Genomic DNA, 15,883 nt, shown 5'->3' with positions numbered 1-15,883 from the left:
GCGGCGAACTACGGCTGCGCCGCGTTCCAGAGCATCGACAGCCCGGCCGCGATCATGATCGCGTCCATCAAGAGGCGGAACACGTCCGGCTTCAGGTGCAGCACGAAGCGCTTGGCAATGAACGCGCCTGACATCAGCGAGGCACCCGCGATCAGTCCCTTGATGAACACGTCGCCGGTGAGCGCGCCGAAGCGTTCGAACGTCACCGACTTCGCGAAATAGAGGCCAAGCGAGGAGGCGGCTTCGGTGGCGAGGAAAGCGCCCTTCGACAGGCCGTAAAACAAAAACAGCGGCACGCTGAGCGGGCCGGTCGAGACCACGATGCCCGTGAGATAGCCGATGACGGCGCCGCCGACGGCGAGATGCCAGAGATTGGCCTTGAGGTCGTGCCTGGCCAGCCAGTGCCGCACGGGCACCATCACGATCAGGAAGCTGCCGATGGCGAGATCCACGGCATGCGAGGGCAGCGCCAGCAGCGTCCGCGCGCCGAGCGCGGCCGCCGGAATGCCCGTGATCGAATAGGCCGCGCAGGCCCGCCAGTCGACCTCGCGCCACCACGCCAAAATGCGCGAAAAATTCGCCATCACCGAGGCGACCGCCATGATCGGCACGGCCTCCTTCGGCCCGTAGGCATAGACCAGCACCGGCATCAGCATGATCGACGACCCCGTGCCGACGATGCCGGAAATCGTGCCCGCGATCAGGCCGACGGTGAGGACGAAGACAAAGGCCAAGGGCAGGGGCTCCGGGAATCGGACAAGTGTAGCCGGAGGAACGGTGTGGTGCGACTTGTTCCGCCGTCGTCCCGGCGAAGGCCGGGACGACGGCGGAAGGCGATGCTTAAGCTGTCCCCGCCAACGCAGCGATCGCGCCCCGCAGCGGCATACCGGCCTGCGCACCCGGCTTGAGACACTTTTGCGCCGCGGCCTCGCATCCGACCTCAAGAGCGGTTTGCAGCGGAACCTTCTCGTGGATCATCGCCGCGAGCGCTCCGGCAAAGGTGTCGCCGGCCCCGGTCGTGTCGACCGGCGTGATCTGTGGCGCGGGCGCGCGCAAACGGGTTCCGTCCGCAGTGACGGCCACTGCGCCATGTGCGCCCGCGGTGACGATGCAGACGAGGTTGCCGGCCTTCGCGAGTGCCGCAGCCGCTGCTTCATAGTCCGACGCGGCGAAGTCGATGGCGGCGGCGGCGTCCAGCGCCTCATGCTCGTTGACGAGAAGATAGCTGGTGGCGGCGAGAAGCTCGGTCACCATCTCGCTGTTCATCCTCGCCGGCACCGGTGCGAGATTCCAGATGACGGTGCCGGAGGCCGCGGTCGTTCGGCGCGCCGCGTCCAGCGCCTGCGCAAAGGGCACTTCCATCTGCAGCACCAGCACCGTGTCGGCGCCGAACAGCGAAGCGGGCAGGTCACCCGCGCTCGCCGCCAGATTGGCGCCGCTGGCCACGGTGATTGCATTCTCGCCGGCCTGATCGACCGTGATGAAAGCGCAGCCGGTCGGCTCGTCGGCCCTGACAACCAGGCCCGCATCGACGCCGTTGGCTCGCAGGTTCTCGATCGCGCTGTCGCCAAATCCATCGCGGCCGACGCGGCCGGCCATGCGGACCTGGCCTGGTCCGGCGATGCGTGCGGCGGCGACGGCCTGATTGGCGCCCTTGCCGCCGAAATGCGTCTGGTAGGACGGGGCGAGCACGGTCCGGCCGGGCCCCGGAATGACCGGGACCTGTGCGACCAGATCGATATTGAGTGACCCGAACACCAGGATCATGGGCGGGACGTCAGCCGTGCTCGTCCATGACGCGCAGCTTCTCGACGCGGCGGCGGAAATCCTCGTCGGTGGAGAATTCTGCGGAGAGGTAGGACGAGACCAGGTCCACGGCGAGCCAGGCGCCGACGATCTGCGCGCCGATGCACATGACGTTGACGTCGTCATGCTCGACGCTCTGATGCGCCGAATGCACGTCGTGGCACACCGCGGCGCGGATGCCCTTCATCTTGTTGGCGGCGATCGAGGCACCGACGCCGGTGCCGCAAACCATGATGCCGCGCGCCGCTTCGCCCGAGGTCACCTTCTGCGCCACCGCGCGCGCGATGTCGGGGAAGTCCACCGGCTTGTCGTCATGGGAGCCGACGTCGATGACGTCGTGGCCGAGCTTGCGGATGTGGTCGATGACGGTCTGCTTGAGCGGCCAGCCGGCGTGGTCGGATCCGATGACGAGACGCATGTGATGTCCTTCTTGATGTGGCAATAGCCGTGACAGTCGCGTGCGACTGTCACGGCGTTCTTCTGTTCAGCTACGCATGTCCGCCGGCAGGTCGACGCCGTGGAATTTCTTGTAGATGGCGTTGAGCTTGCCGTTCTTGACATTCTCGGCGATCCAGGCGTTGAGCTTGTCCATCAACCGCTGCTCGCCCTTCTTCAGGCCGATGGCGAGGTCGAAGGTCGCCAGCGGAATTTTGGACTCGAAGATGCGGGCCGGATTCTTGACGCCGATCTGGTTGATGATCGTCGCCGAGGTGCCGACACAATCGACCTGGCCGGACACGGCCGCCGTCACTTCCGTGGCGTCGTCGTCATAGCGGGAGATCTTCAGCTCCTTGTCCTTCATATTGGACAGGGTGGTGTCTTGCGTGGTGCCGCGTGAGACGCCGATCGCCTTGTCCTTGAGGTCGGGCCAGTCCTTGACGTTGAGCGATTTCAGGCAGCCGATGTCGGATTGCAGCGTCGCGTAGCGCTTGGTGAAGTCGATCACCTTGGCGCGCTCGGGCGTCACCGACAGGGTCGAGATGATGATGTCGGCCTTGCCGGTAAGGACGTTGGGGATGCGGGTCGCGCCGGTGGTCTGGACGAACTCGAGCTCGAGCCCCCAATCCTTGGCGAGCAGCTGCGCGACCTCGACGTCGGAGCCGGTCGGCTTCATGCTCGAATCCATCATGCCCGAGGGCGGGATGGCGAGGTCGGTCGAGATGCGGATCTTCTTGGCCTGCGTGATATCGTCGAGCAGATCGGCCGATGCCGGCGTGATTGCCATCATCATCAGACCGCAAAGCGCGGCGGCGGTGCCCAGCAATGTCTTGTTGGTCATTCTTGGTTCTCCTCTCCCTGTTATGATTTTAAGTTTCCCGTTCCCACGAATTGGGTGAGCTCGGGTGTGGTCGGCGACGTCAGGATCGAGGCGGGTCCGGTCTCGTGGACCTTGCCGCGATGCATGAACACGATCCGGTCGGCGATGCCTTTGGCGAAGCCCATCTCGTGCGTGACCATCACCATGGTCATGCCGTCCGCCGCCAATTGCTCGATCACCTTCAGCACCTCCGCGGTGAGCTCGGGATCGAGCGCGGAGGTGACCTCGTCGAACAGCATGACCTTCGGCTGCATCGCCAGCGAGCGCGCGATGGCGGCGCGCTGCTGCTGGCCGCCCGAGAGCTGCTCGGGATAGGCGTGCAGCTTCTCCTCGAGCCCGACCTGCACCAGCACTTTTCGCGCGAGGTCCTTCGCTTCGGCTGTGGCCATGCCCTTCACCGCGCAGGGGGCGAGGGTGATGTTCTGCTCGATCGTGAGATGCGGAAACAGATTGTAGCTCTGGAACACGATGCCGACGTCCTGGCGCAGCGCGCGCAGATCGACGTCGGGGCGATCGACGCGGTGACCGCAGACGACGATCTCGCCGTCGTCGACCTTCTCGAAGCGGTCGATGCAGCGCAGCGCCGTGCTCTTGCCGGAGCCGGAACGGCCGATCAGCGCCAACACTTCGCCGCGCTCGACCGCAAAGGAGACGCCATCGAGCACGACGAGCGGGCCGAAGCTCTTCCGCACGTTGCGGAGCGACACGATCGGTTCGGAGGAGGAGTTCTGCTGCATGTCAGGCCGGTGCGAGGTTGGACCTGCCGCGCCCCATCCGCCGCTCCAGCCGCTGGCTGAACAGCGACAGCGGATAGCACATGGCGAAATAGGTGACGGCGATGATGGCGTAGATGGCGAACGGCTCGAACAGCGAGTTGTTGACGATCTGGCCCGAACGCATCAGCTCGACGAAGCCGACCACCGAGGCGAGCGAGGTGTTCTTGATGATCTGCACCATGAAGCCGACGGTCGGCGGCGTCGCGATGCGGATCGCCTGCGGCAGGATCACCTTGATCATGCGCTGGGTCCGGGTCAGCGCGAGGCCTTCGGCGGCCTCCCATTGCGGCTTCGGCACGGACTGGATGCAGCCGCGCCAGATCTCGCCGAGATAGGCGGCGACGTAGAGCGTCAGCGAGGCGCTTGCGGCCGTGAGCGGCGAGACCTTGAGGCCGATGGCGGCGAGGCCGAAATAGCCGAGGAACAGGATCACCAGCAGCGGCGTGCCCTGGATGAGCTGGACATAGACCGCGCTGGCGAGCCGCACGGATTTGAGCGGCGAGATCCGCGCGAGCGCGATCACGAAGCCGACGATGCCGCCGCCGATCAGCGCGATCACCGACAGGCCGATGGTCCACAGCGCGCCCTGGCCGAGGAACATGAGATGGTTGATGTTGAGATGTCCGCCCATGCTCATCTCACAGCGGTGTGCCGAGCCGGCGCCGGCGCGGAAACAGCACGAGGCCGAGGCCCCAGAAGCCGGCGCGCATCACCAGCGACAGGATGACGTAGAGCACGGCGACGATGATGTAGGTCTCGAACGCGCGATAGGTGTCCGACTGGATGTAGTTGGCGACCGCGGTGAGCTCCTCGGCCGAGATCTGCGAGCAGACCGAGGACGCCAGCATCAGGAGCACGAACTGGCTGGTCAGCGCCGGATAGACCTTCTCGACCGCCGGCAGCAGGATGATGTGCCAGTAGATCTGGAGCCGCGACAGCGCCAGCCCTTCGGCCGCCTCGATCTGTCCGCGCGGGATCGCCTCGAAACCGGCGCGCATGATCTCGGCCGTGTAGGCGCCGACATTGATGGTCAGCGCGGTCACTGCCACCGTGAAGGCGGAGAATTTCAGCCCGAGGCTGGCGAGGCCGAAATAGACCAGGAAGATCTGCACCAGGAGGGGCGTGTTGCGGATGGTCTCGACATAGATCTTGCAGGCGCCCGCGATCAGCGAATTGTGCGTGCCGCGCCCGACCGCCGCGAGCGTGCCGAGCAGGGCGCCCAGCACAGTCGCGAAGGCCGCAAGCTCCAGCGTGAGGACGGCGCCGGCGAGAAAGCTCGGCCAACGCTCCAGCACTGCGGGAAAGTCGAGTTGGAGGCTCATCGCCGCGTCTTCAGCCCGTGGTCTGGTTGGTCATGCGGTCATAGACGCGGAACAGCGCCTGGTTGCCGTTGCTGCCTTCGCCATGGGCGCGCGCATCGACGTACTGGCTGGTGACGAGCGCGGTGGCCGGCAGCGGCACGCTCAGCGCCTGCGCTTGCTCCTGCACCAGGCGGAGGTCCTTGAGCTGGAGGTCGATCCGGAAGCCGGCGGAGGCATCGCCCGCGATCATCGCGGGGCCGAGCTTGTCGAGCATCCAGGAGGCGGCGGAACCGCCGAGCAGAACGCGGCGCAGCAGATTGAGATCGAGGCCGAACGCGCGTCCGAGCGCCAGAGCCTCGCAGATTGCCTGGATGTTGATGCCGCAGATCAGCTGATTGCAGAGCTTGACGGTCTGGCCCGCGCCGGCCGCGCCGACATGGGTGATGGTCGTGCCCATCGCGCGGAAGAACGGCTCGGCCCGCGCGAAGGCCTCGGCATCGCCGCCGGCCATGATCGAGAGCGCGGCATTCTTGGCGCCGACGGGACCGCCCGAAACCGGCGCGTCGATGAAGCCGACGCCGATCTTGTGCAGGTCGGCATGGATGCGGCGGACCGCCACCGGCGAGATCGTGCTCATGTCGACGATGAGCTTGCCTGATGGGGGAGACTTCAGCAGTCCCTGCTCGCCGTAGATGGTCGCTTCGACATGGGGCGTGTCGGGCAGCATGGTGATGACGATGTCCGCGCCTTGCGCGGCTTCGGCGGGGCTCTTGGCGCGAACCGCACCTTCGTTGACGCTGGTGCTCAATGCCGCCTCGTCGAGATCGAACACGCGTACCGCGTGGCCGGCCTTCAGCAGGTTGCGCACCATCTCGCGGCCCATCGTGCCGATGCCGATGAAGCCGACGCTGCCCTTGTCATTCCGTCCCATGCGATCAGTCCGTTTCTTGATTGATTGGCGTCTTGGTGTCTGGTGTGCCGTGATCAGCCCGAGGCGCTGGTCCTGTCGATATCGCCGACGAGGGCGCGCCTGCGGTATTCGTCGCCGATGGCAAAATGCTTGCGCAGCGTCGCGTCCGCGCGCTCCGGATCGCGCGCGATGACGGCTTCGAAGATGCGGCGGTGGTCGTCGATCAGATAGGTCTTCATCGAGGGGAAGGCCTGCACCAGCTCGCGGCGGCTGCGATGGGAATGCGTCAGCAGGCCCGCCATCGATGAGTGCAGCACCGTCAGCGTCTCCGAATGCGAGGCCACGACGATGGCGCGGTGGAAGTCGAAATCGGCCATGCCGCCGGCGTCGGCCTCGTCGATCGTCTCGCCGATCCTGGCCAGTGCCCGCTGCAGGCGCTCGAAATCGGTGATGTTGGCGCGTTCGCAGGCGAGGCGGATCGCCTGGCATTCGATCGCGACGCGCGCCTGCATGACGTCGTCGAGCATGTCGGCCTGCTGGGCCAGCGCGAAGGTGAAGAAGTCGTTCAGCACCGAGACATCCGGCCGCGTCACCACGGTGCCGATGCGGTCGCGGATCTCGACGATGCCGAGCACGGTGAGGGCACGCAGCGCCTCGCGGACGATCGGCCGGCTGACGCCGAGGAGGGTGGCGAGCTCGCGCTCGGAGATCAGGCGGTCGCCCGGCTTCAGCGAGCCCGCGAGCAGGCGCTCGCGCAGGAAGGCGAACACCTTCTCGAAGCCTTTTTCGCCGTCGGCTGTGCGCTTGAGCTCCATCCCTGTCCCGCTTGGTCTGATCTTGGTCAGACCAGTATGCTAACCAAGACGCGGAGGTCAAGGGGGCTCAGATGGGTCCGACTGGGGAGGGCAAAGGCGTCTTCGGCGGGGCGTCCGCTAAGGTCTTGAATCGATTAGGGCCGGCTACTGTGCATGGGGTTGTTTTTTGGTGTTTTTGTTTGGGCGACCCTGGAACGTCGTCCGCCGACGTTGCGTACGAACGCGCTGCTGACAGCATGTTGGCAGCAGGGGCTGGCTACGACCATCTCCTGACAAACGGGGAGAACGGGACATGCGGATCGAGGCGAGTTGTCATTGCGGTGAGACGGTGTTCGAGGTGACGGAGGCGCCCGCCAGCGTGACACGCTGCACCTGCACGCTCTGCTCCAAGCGCGGCGCGCTGTGGGCCTATTACAGGCCGGCGCAGTTTCGCCTGCTGTCACCGCCGGACAACGTCGCGACCTATCTCTGGGGCAGCCGCACGGTCAAACATCATTTCTGCGCCAGCTGTGGCTGCGGCACCTATTCGGAATCGCCGGACTGGTCGAGCGGCAAGCCGGACTTCGACAATCCCAAGGTCGCGGTCAACGCGCGCCTGTTCGACGACTTCGATCTCGAAGCGGTGCCGGTGAACATGATCGACGGCAGGAATTTGTGGTGAGCGATGAGGGCGCGCGCTTGGCTGCAGCACGCTCGTCCTCTTGAGGCCATTTTGAAAAGCTGATTTGTTTCCGGCCTAGAAAAAGGGGAGGAAACCCATGATGCGTCTTTTTGCGCGAGTGATGGTCGCGATGTGTCTGGCCGTTGCAATCGGCTTCAATGCACAGGCGCAGACCAGGCCGAAGGTCACCTCGCTCGGACCGGATTTCCCCAAGGCCTCGCTGTTCGTCGGCAACAGCTTCTTCTACTTCAACAACGGCATGCCCGGGCATCTCACCTTCATGGAGCGGGCGGCCGACCCCGAGAACAAGGCGGCCTATCGCAACACCATGGCGACCATCGGCGGCTCCGGCCTCGACTGGCACGACATGGAGAACCTGCTGCGGCCGGGCGGCCTTGGCGCCTATTCCTTTGACGAGCAGAACGTCGTGATCTTCAACAAGCCCGGGAGGCAGTACGACGTGGTCGTGATGATGGATTGCAGCCAGTGCCCGATCCATCCGCAATTGAAGGACGCGTTCGCGACCTTCGCGAAGAAGGACAGCGAGATCGTCCGCGCCCATGGCATGCGGCCGGTGTTCTTCATGTCGTGGGCCTATGCCGACAAGCCGGAAATGACCGAGCAACTGGCCGAGGCCTATACGGTCGCCGGCAACGCCAACGACGCGCTCGTTATTCCCGCCGGTCTCGCCTTCGCGCGCGTGCGCAAGCTCCAGCCCGAGCTCAATCTCTATGCGCCGGACAAGCGGCACCCGAGTCTGGCGGGCACGTATCTGGCGGCCTGCGTGACATTCGCCGCGCTGACGGGGCGCTCGCCCGTCGGCAATACCTACACGACGGGGCTGGATGCACCGACAGTGGAGCTGCTGCAGAAAGCGGCGTGGGACACGGTGCAGGACTATTACGGGCGCTGATCTTGTAGGATGGGTAGAGCGTAGCGAAACCCATCATCACACGCGCGAACAGCGATGGGTTTCGCTACGCTCTACCCATCCTACGGCACCGTCATCGAGGCTATTTCAACACCACCCACGCCGGCGCGTGATCGCTCGCGCCGTCCTCGCCGCGGACCTTCTTGTCTACCCCGACCTTTGCCAGCCGCGAGACGAGGGCAGGGCTGAGCAGGAGATGGTCGAGCCGCAGTCCCGCATCGCGCGGCCAGCGGTTTCGCTTGTAGTCCCAGAACGTGTAGATGCGTTTCTCCGGATGCAGCTCGCGGATCGCATCGCACCAGCCCTGTTCGACCAGGGAAGCAAAGGCCGCGCGGCTCTTCGGCTGAATCAGCGCATCCTTGTCCCATGAGCGCGTCGGATAGATGTCGATCCCGGTCGGCGCGACGTTGTAGTCGCCGGCGAGCACCACGGGCAGGTCCTGCTTGATGAAAGTCTTGGCGTGGCGCCTGAGCCGCGCGAACCAGTCGAGCTTGTAGTCGAATTTCGGCCCCGGCTGCGGGTTGCCGTTCGGCAGGTAGATGCTGGTGACGATGATGCCGCGCACGGCGGCCTCGATATAGCGGGCTTCGTGATCGCCAGGCTTTCCCGGCAGGCGGTCGCGAGTGAGGATGGGCTCGGCGTTGCGCGCGAGGAGGGCGACGCCGTTCCACGTCTTCTGTCCACACCACACCGCGCCATAGCCGGCCTTTTCGATCGCCGCCGCCGGAAATTCGCCATCACTTGCCTTCAACTCCTGAAGCGCGACCACATCGGGCTTTGCGGCGCGCAGCCATGCCAACAGATTGGGCAGGCGGCGGTTGACGTTGTTGATGTTGAATGTCGCGATCTTCATGTAGAGCTACCGGCTCTCGCCTTTCGTCTTCCGGAGATACAATGTCCAGATTGAGCTTTGCCGCTATTGCGTTCGTCGTCGCGTTCTCCGGGGCCACTTCGGCACAGTCAGCCGATACGCGCGGCGCATGCAAGGCGGATTACGACAAATTCTGCGCCGGCATCGCGCCCGGCGGCGGCATCGTCGCCTGCCTCAACGCCAAGCGCGACCAGCTCAGCACCACCTGCAAGGCAGCGCTGGACAGCCGGAAGAAGAAGTAGTCCTTCGCTCGTGTCCCGGACGCGGCGCAGCGCGTAAGCGGTGCGCTGCAGAGCCGGGACCCAGAAGGCGACGGGGGACAGTTTGGAGAAATGGGCCCCGGCTCAGCAGCGCATGACGCCGCGAAGCGCGGCGCACCGCGCTGTGTCCGGGGCACGAGAGTGGTCCCTTAGCCCGGCAGCGGCGGCGGGGCCGCGGGCTCCTCGGCCGGCGGCGGCGAGGGCGGCTGGGCGGCGCTCGATGCCGGCTCCGGCTTCGTCAGCGGCTCGACCACATTGCCGCCCTTGTAGACGCGGGCGTAGCGGTGGCCGAGGCTGGTCAGCACCTCGTAGCCGATGGTGCCGAAATGATGCGCGAGCTCGTCGACGGTGATGCCTTCGCCGAGCAGCGTCACCATGTGGCCGCGCCGCACGGCGTTCGGCGGCAGATCGGTGATGTCGATCGCGATCAGATCCATGGAGACGCGGCCCGCGACCGGGCAGCGCTTGCCGGCGACGATCACCTCGGCGCCGCGCGTGCCGTCGTTCGAGCTGGCAGCGCGGAAATAGCCGTCGGCATAGCCGACCGCGATGAGCGCGAGCTTGGTCGGCCGCCGCGCGGTCCAGGTGCCGCCATAGCCGACGCTCTCGCCGCGCTCGACATTGCGGATCTGCACGATGCGTGCCTTGAGATCGACCACCGGCTGCATCGGATTGTCGGCCTCCGGCGTCGGGTTGACGCCGTAGAGCGCCGCGCCCGGCCGCACCAGGTCGAACTGGAACGGCGCGCCGAGGAAGATGCCGGACGAATTGGCGAGCGCGGCCGGCACGCCGGAGAATTCGCTGGCGATGCCGCGGAAGGCGGCGAGCTGCTTGGCATTGACCGGGCTGTTGAGCTGCTCGGCCGAGACCAGATGGCTCATCACCAGCGTGATGCCGTGATCGCCGGCGTTGATGCGGGGGATGATCGCCTGAGCTTCTTGCAGCGTCAGGCCGAGCCGGTTCATGCCGGTGTCGATGTGGATGGCGGCGCCGCCGTTCCACCCCGTCCGGCGGCAGAACACGTCCCATTCGGCGAGCTCGTTGAGATCGCCGATCACGGGCCGGCAGTTGATCTGGGCGTAGTGCTCGCCGGTGTTCTGGAAATAGCCGCCGAGCACGTAGATCGTCGGCTCCGGCACGGCCGCGCGCACCTTGCGCGCTTCCTCGATGGTGGCGACGAAGAAGGTCTTGCAGCCGGCCTTGCTCAGTGCGCGCGCGACCTGCTCGGCACCGCAGCCATAGGCGTCGGCCTTGATCACCGCCGAGCATTCGGCCGGCACCGCCGTCTTCTCGAGCTTGCGCCAATTGGCGATGATCGCGTCGAGATCGACGGTGAGCACGCCGCCGAAGGCAGCAAGTGCGGCAGCCTGATTGGCCTCCGCGGAGAGAAGGCCTGATTGCGGGATCATTTTCGGGTCGGACGCCATTGTCATGGCGCCGTTTTACGCAAGAGGCAGCCTTGGTTCAAGGAAGTCAGTAATCGTTGCTGCTGCGCGCCGGCATCTGGCTGTCAGGCGCGAGGTCGCCGAACCGCGTGACCGAGGCTTCGAAGGCGAGGTCCACGGTGCCGGTCGGGCCGTGGCGCTGCTTGCCGATGATGACTTCGGCCTTGCCGTGCGCAAGGCTCATGTCGAGCTGCCACTTCTCGTGTTCAGGCGTGCCCGGGCGCGGCTCCTTCATCGCGAGGTAATATTCCTCGCGATACACGAACAGCACGACGTCGGCGTCCTGCTCGATTGATCCGGATTCACGCAAGTCGGATAGCTGTGGCCGCTTGTCGTCGCGGGACTCAACTTGGCGTGAGAGCTGGGACAGCGCGATCACGGGAACGTTGAGTTCCTTGGCGAGTGCCTTCAGGCTGGTCGTGATCTCCGTGATTTCCTGTACGCGGCTGTCGCTGGCGCGCTTGCCCGAGCCTGACAGCAGCTGGATGTAGTCGATCACGAGCAGATCGAGACCCTTCTGGCGCTTGAGCCGGCGCGCGCGCGCCATCAGCTGCGCGATCGACAGGCCGCCGGTCGCGTCGACATAGAACGGTAGCGATTGCAGCTCGATCGAGACCTCCCGGATCTTGTCGAAATCGGCCTCCGAGATGCCGCCGCGGCGGATGTGGGAGGAGGGAACGCCGGTGCGCTCGGCCACGATACGCGTGGCGAGCTGATCGGCCGACATTTCGCAGGAGAAGAAGCCGATCACGCCGCCGTTGGCGGCCTTCGTGGTGCCGTCGGCCTGGACCTCGGGAATATAGGCCTTGGCGACGTTGTAGGCGATGTTGGTCGCCAGCGACGTCTTGCCCATGCCGGGACGTCCCGCGACGATGATGAGATCGGAGTGCTGCAGGCCGCCCATCTTGGTGTCGAGGTCGCGCATGCCGGTCGAGATGCCCGACAGCTTTCCGTCGCGCTGGAACGCCTTGGCCGCGAGATCGACCGCGACCGCCAACGCCTGCGAGAATTTCTGGAAGCCGCCGTCATAGCGGCCGGATTCGGCGAGCTCGTAGAGGCGGCGCTCGGCATCCTCGATCTGCGCGCGCGGGGCGAAGTCGACCGGCGCGTCATAGGCGACATTGACCATGTCCTCGCCGATGCCGATGAGGTCGCGGCGCAGTGCGAGGTCATAGACAGTGCGGCCGTAGTCCTGGGCGTTGATGATGGTCGTCGCTTCGGCCGCGAGTCGCGCAAGATATTGCCCGATGGTCATGCCGCCGACGTCGGTATCGGCGGGCAGGAAGGTCTTCAGCGTGACGGGCGTCGCGATCTTGCCCATCCGGATCAGGCTGCCGGCGGTCTCGTAGATGGTCTGGTGCAGCGGCTCGAAATAATGCTTCGGCTCCAGGAAGTCGGAGACACGGTAGAAGGCATCGTTGTTGACCAGGATCGCGCCCAGAAGGCTCTGTTCCGCCTCGATATTATGCGGCGCACTCCGGTAGGCAGGAGTTCCGGGCTCGGGCGCGAGTTTGAGGACGTTCGAATCAGTCAGGGCCATGGTCGGACGTGCTTAGCAATTTTCTTTGGCAGATGCGGGGCCGGGATAAAGCGCCGCCTCGCTCCAAAGCGGAAGCAAAAGCTGACCGCTATCAACCGCTCAGTTAAAATGGTGGATGATTAGCAGCCGCAGCATGCGCCGCGCTTGACGGATTTTCGCGGAACTCGTCCGCGCCAACTTTGGCTTCGGCCGCGCCGCGGAAAAATCCGGAAACTGTGAACCTAATGGATTGGCGCGCAGACTCATCTGGAGGCGCGCGAAATGACGCACGCCGGCCGCTTTCGGCTCGGTTTCAGACCAGCAGGAGGTAGACCAGCGCAGCCAGCGCCGCCCCAACGCCCGTGACGATCAGGGCGTAATCGGTGCGGAGGTCGTCCTGCACGTCGAATGAGGTTCGGGTCTCTTTGCTCATGGCGACGGTCTAAGCCAGGCCCGACCAGACTTATGTGAAGCAGATCACATCTCCCCGGATTCTTTCGGGGTAGGGCGGGAACAGGCAGGCGGGCAGGGGATTGTCCCAACCCGCAACGGGAAGACGAGGCAGGCGATGCGGCCAGAACGGCAGCAGCAGATTTGGCGGAGCGAGGCAGGCAGCCGGCTTTGGCTGTCCGGGCTGATCGCGGCCATGCAGCATGCCGAGCGCCCCGAAATACGTCGCCAGCCGATTGCACCCGAGATTCTGGCCGAAGTGCGGGCGCAACTGGCGTTAACGGCGTCTTACCGCACGTCCCCGATATCGACGCTGCGTCACTAGAACCTATTCACCTGCAAGCTTCAGCCTCGTCCTGGCGCCGCCTTCGATGGCCCGCAGGCGGGTCTCGCTCCGCGCGATGTAGTCGCGGGTGATCGGCACCACGCCCTGACGCCTGGTGAGCTGGATCTGGAAGTTCATCATGGCCTGCTTGCGGAACGTCATCTCGCAGGCCGCCAGATAGAATTCCCACATCAGCGCGAAGCGCTCGTCATAAAGCTGCACCGCCTCCTCGCGGCGGGCCATGAAGCGTTCGCGCCAGCCTTTCAGCGTCTCGGCGTAATGCAGGCGCAGGATCTCGATGTCGCAGACCAAGAGGCCCGCACGCTCGATCGCCGGCAGCACCTCCGAGAGTGCAGGGATGTAGCCGCCCGGGAATATGTATTTGGCGATCCAGGGATTGGTCGAATCCGGCCCTTGCGAACGGCCGATCGAGTGCAACAGCATGACGCCGTCATCCGTCAGGAGCTCGGCGCAGCGCTGGAAGTAGGCATCATAGAACCGCGCGCCGACATGTTCGAACATGCCGACCGAAACGATACGGTCGAACGGCCCGTCGATGTCGCGATAGTCCTGCAGCAGGAATCTGGCAGTTCGGCTCAGCCTCTTTTCGGCTGCGCGCGCATTGGCGATCTGCAACTGCTCGGTCGACAGCGTGACGCCGGTGACGTCGGCGCCCGCGACCTCCGCGAGATAGAGCCCGAGCCCGCCCCAGCCCGAGCCGATGTCGAGCACGCGCTGGCCGCGCTTGACGAGCAGCTTTGCGGCGATGTGCCGCTTCTTGGCGAGCTGCGCGTCGTCGAGCGTCGTGTCCGGCGTCTCGAAATAGGCGCAGCTATATTGCTTGTCGGCGTCGAGGAAGAGCGAATAGAGCCGCGCGTCGAGATCGTAGTGATGGGAGACATTGGCGCGGGAGCGCGAGCGTGGGTTGAACTGCTTCAGGCGCCGCGTGAGGTAGCGCAGGTGCCACCAGGGTTTTGCCCACTGCGGCAATAGGTCGGGTTGATCGAGCAGGATCGCGAGGGCATCAGCTATGGTGCCGCGTTCGACCACGAACTCGCCGTCCATATAGGCCTCGCCAAGCCCCAGCTCGGGATTGACGAGGATCTTTCGTTCGGCGTCCGCCGTGACGAAACGGACTGCGACCGGTTCACCCGAGCCGTCTCCGACGGTGAACCTCGATCCCGCTGCGGTGGTCACCGTCAGCGACCCGCGGCGGACGAAGTGAGACAGAAATCGACGTAACAATCGGTCCATCGCCACCTTCCTCTCGAGCGAACCCGAAGAGATGCGACTAACCCGGCCTCCACATCTGACGCTCAGGTCCCGCTCCGGTTCCTATGCGTTTGCATCTAAATCTAGGAACGGCGCTCCGGCGCCGCTATTGCGCTGTGTTCAAAGCGGATATTCCAAAAGCGCTTAATCACATCCTTGCGCGTGGAGCCTGCTTCCATTCGCGGCTCAATCCGCTAAAAGGTGACCCGCCGCCGCACCCGGATGCCGGCTGCATGCGCGGAAAATCAATGGAGATGATGGGAATGTCGAGCCGAGCGCTCAGCCTCGCGACGGTATTGCTTCTGATCGGCTTCGGCGCGGCCGACACCGTTCTTGCGCAGGCGACAAACCTCGAAGCCGGCAAAAGCCCGTCCCAGCTCTTCGCGCAGACCTGCAATGCCTGCCACAAGAGCCCCCGCGGATTGCTGAAGTCCGTGGCGCCGGGCTCGCTGCCGGGCTACCTGCGCCAGCACTACACCACCAGCTCGGACATGGCGGGCATTCTCGCCTCCTATCTCGTCTCCAACGGCGCCACCGACACGCGCTATCAGGCCAAGGACGGCAAGAAGGACGGCGCCAAGGAAAAGGAAGCTGCCACGGCGCCCGGCCAAACCCCCGAGCACCAGGGCCGCCGCCAGCGCTCGCAGGAGGCTAAGCCGGAGGCCGAGGGCGCAGCGCCGCCGGCCGAGGGTCGCCAAAAGCGCGCGGCGCGTCCGAGCGAAGAGGGCGCGAGGCCCGAGGGCCAGGCAGCCCCCGAAGGGCGCAAGGGAAAGCGTCGCGCCAAGCCCGGGACCGAAGAGGCGCCGAAGGTTGATGCCGCAGCGCCGGCGACTGAAGACAAGAAGACCGAGCTGAAGGCGGAGTCGCGGCCCGACAGCGCCAAGGCCGAGCCCGAGACCAAACCCGACAACGGCAAGGCATCGGAGAAGCCCGCCGAGGCCAAGCCGGAGAGCGCCAAGGTCGAGCCGCGCGGCAGCGAAGCTCCGGCGCTGCGGTCCGACCCGGTGCCGCAGGTGACGCCGGCCCCGCCGCCGGCCGCAGCAAAGCCTGCCGAGCCGGCCGCTCCGAAGGTGGTGGAAGAACCGGCGCCCAAGCCCGCTGCTCCGGCCGCAAGCTCCGAACCGGCGGCCAAGCCGCAGGAGCCGGCGCCCGCGACCGCTGCGGCCCCGTCACCGGCGGAATCCTCAGGCCCGCCGACGCCGCCGATCTCTCGGTAAATCCCG

At 65.5% G+C, this 15,883-nt stretch carries 17 protein-coding genes; 4 read left to right on the top strand and 13 right to left on the bottom strand.

Annotated features, from left to right (window positions below):
• Window positions 1–8: 8 nt before the first annotated feature.
• The 9 genes from A7X65_RS09480 to A7X65_RS09440 all read right to left on the bottom strand — a co-directional run bounded on the left by A7X65_RS09480 (window position 9) and on the right by A7X65_RS09440 (window position 6,926).
• Window positions 9–734 carry a sulfite exporter TauE/SafE family protein gene (locus A7X65_RS09480; protein ID WP_063684132.1) on the bottom strand — a complete coding sequence of 242 codons (726 nt, stop codon included), beginning with the start codon at window positions 732–734 and terminating at the stop codon, window positions 9–11.
• Window positions 735–840: 106 nt separating this feature from the next.
• Window positions 841–1,767, bottom strand: a complete 927-nt coding sequence (locus A7X65_RS09475; protein WP_063684130.1) for a ribokinase — start codon at window positions 1,765–1,767, stop codon at window positions 841–843.
• A 10-nt stretch (window positions 1,768–1,777) separates the two neighbouring features.
• Entirely contained in the window at window positions 1,778–2,224 is a 447-nt protein-coding gene (gene rpiB / locus A7X65_RS09470; RefSeq protein WP_063684128.1) for a ribose 5-phosphate isomerase B, read from the bottom strand.
• Between the two features lie 66 nt (window positions 2,225–2,290).
• Window positions 2,291–3,085, bottom strand: a complete 795-nt coding sequence (locus A7X65_RS09465) for a transporter substrate-binding domain-containing protein (RefSeq protein ID WP_063684126.1) — start codon at window positions 3,083–3,085, stop codon at window positions 2,291–2,293.
• A gap of 20 nt (window positions 3,086–3,105) precedes the next feature.
• The gene (locus A7X65_RS09460; protein ID WP_063684124.1) at window positions 3,106–3,861 is read right to left on the bottom strand and encodes an amino acid ABC transporter ATP-binding protein; all 756 of its coding nucleotides are present in this window, start codon (window positions 3,859–3,861) and stop codon (window positions 3,106–3,108) included.
• Window position 3,862: 1 nt separating this feature from the next.
• Window positions 3,863–4,531: an amino acid ABC transporter permease gene (locus A7X65_RS09455; RefSeq protein WP_063684122.1), complete on the bottom strand. Its 669-nt coding sequence runs from the start codon at window positions 4,529–4,531 to the stop codon at window positions 3,863–3,865.
• 7 nt (window positions 4,532–4,538) lie between these two features.
• Window positions 4,539–5,222 carry an amino acid ABC transporter permease gene (locus A7X65_RS09450; protein WP_063684120.1) on the bottom strand — a complete coding sequence of 228 codons (684 nt, stop codon included), beginning with the start codon at window positions 5,220–5,222 and terminating at the stop codon, window positions 4,539–4,541.
• A 10-nt stretch (window positions 5,223–5,232) separates the two neighbouring features.
• Window positions 5,233–6,132: an NAD(P)-dependent oxidoreductase gene (locus A7X65_RS09445; protein WP_063684118.1), complete on the bottom strand. Its 900-nt coding sequence runs from the start codon at window positions 6,130–6,132 to the stop codon at window positions 5,233–5,235.
• A gap of 53 nt (window positions 6,133–6,185) precedes the next feature.
• Window positions 6,186–6,926 carry a FadR/GntR family transcriptional regulator gene (locus tag A7X65_RS09440; RefSeq protein ID WP_063684116.1) on the bottom strand — a complete coding sequence of 247 codons (741 nt, stop codon included), beginning with the start codon at window positions 6,924–6,926 and terminating at the stop codon, window positions 6,186–6,188.
• A 292-nt stretch (window positions 6,927–7,218) separates the two neighbouring features.
• On the opposite strand from A7X65_RS09440, the gene A7X65_RS09435 reads away from it, so the two are divergent.
• Window positions 7,219–7,587 (top strand): GFA family protein, encoded by a 369-nt coding sequence (locus tag A7X65_RS09435; RefSeq protein ID WP_063684115.1) that lies wholly within the window; start codon window positions 7,219–7,221, stop codon window positions 7,585–7,587.
• A 97-nt stretch (window positions 7,588–7,684) separates the two neighbouring features.
• Window positions 7,685–8,500, top strand: coding sequence for an SGNH/GDSL hydrolase family protein (locus tag A7X65_RS09430; protein WP_063684113.1), 816 nt, complete (start codon window positions 7,685–7,687; stop codon window positions 8,498–8,500).
• A gap of 100 nt (window positions 8,501–8,600) precedes the next feature.
• Here A7X65_RS09430 and A7X65_RS09425 read toward each other — a convergent pair whose 3' ends face one another.
• Entirely contained in the window at window positions 8,601–9,371 is a 771-nt protein-coding gene (locus A7X65_RS09425) for an exodeoxyribonuclease III (protein WP_063684111.1), read from the bottom strand.
• A gap of 41 nt (window positions 9,372–9,412) precedes the next feature.
• On the opposite strand from A7X65_RS09425, the gene A7X65_RS09420 reads away from it, so the two are divergent.
• Window positions 9,413–9,631: a cysteine rich repeat-containing protein gene (locus tag A7X65_RS09420; RefSeq protein ID WP_063684109.1), complete on the top strand. Its 219-nt coding sequence runs from the start codon at window positions 9,413–9,415 to the stop codon at window positions 9,629–9,631.
• Between the two features lie 167 nt (window positions 9,632–9,798).
• Here A7X65_RS09420 and alr read toward each other — a convergent pair whose 3' ends face one another.
• The 3 genes from alr to A7X65_RS09400 form a co-directional block, all read right to left on the bottom strand.
• Window positions 9,799–11,058: an alanine racemase gene (alr, locus tag A7X65_RS09415; protein ID WP_430642923.1), complete on the bottom strand. Its 1,260-nt coding sequence runs from the start codon at window positions 11,056–11,058 to the stop codon at window positions 9,799–9,801.
• Between the two features lie 64 nt (window positions 11,059–11,122).
• Window positions 11,123–12,634, bottom strand: a complete 1,512-nt coding sequence (locus A7X65_RS09410) for a replicative DNA helicase (protein WP_063684105.1) — start codon at window positions 12,632–12,634, stop codon at window positions 11,123–11,125.
• A 757-nt stretch (window positions 12,635–13,391) separates the two neighbouring features.
• On the bottom strand, window positions 13,392–14,642 hold the full coding sequence (locus tag A7X65_RS09400) for a cyclopropane fatty acid synthase (RefSeq protein WP_063684101.1): 1,251 nt from the start codon (window positions 14,640–14,642) through the stop codon (window positions 13,392–13,394).
• Window positions 14,643–14,923: 281 nt separating this feature from the next.
• Here A7X65_RS09400 and A7X65_RS09395 point away from each other — a divergent pair, with 281 nt between their 5' ends.
• Window positions 14,924–15,877, top strand: coding sequence for a hypothetical protein (locus A7X65_RS09395; RefSeq protein WP_063684894.1), 954 nt, complete (start codon window positions 14,924–14,926; stop codon window positions 15,875–15,877).
• Window positions 15,878–15,883 lie beyond the last annotated feature (6 nt).

It is taken from the genome of Bradyrhizobium stylosanthis (assembly GCF_001641335.1).
Classification (GTDB): domain Bacteria; phylum Pseudomonadota; class Alphaproteobacteria; order Rhizobiales; family Xanthobacteraceae; genus Bradyrhizobium; species Bradyrhizobium stylosanthis.
The sequence above is the reverse complement of the archived record's forward strand: the minus strand, read 5'-3'. Positions and strand labels throughout refer to the sequence as shown.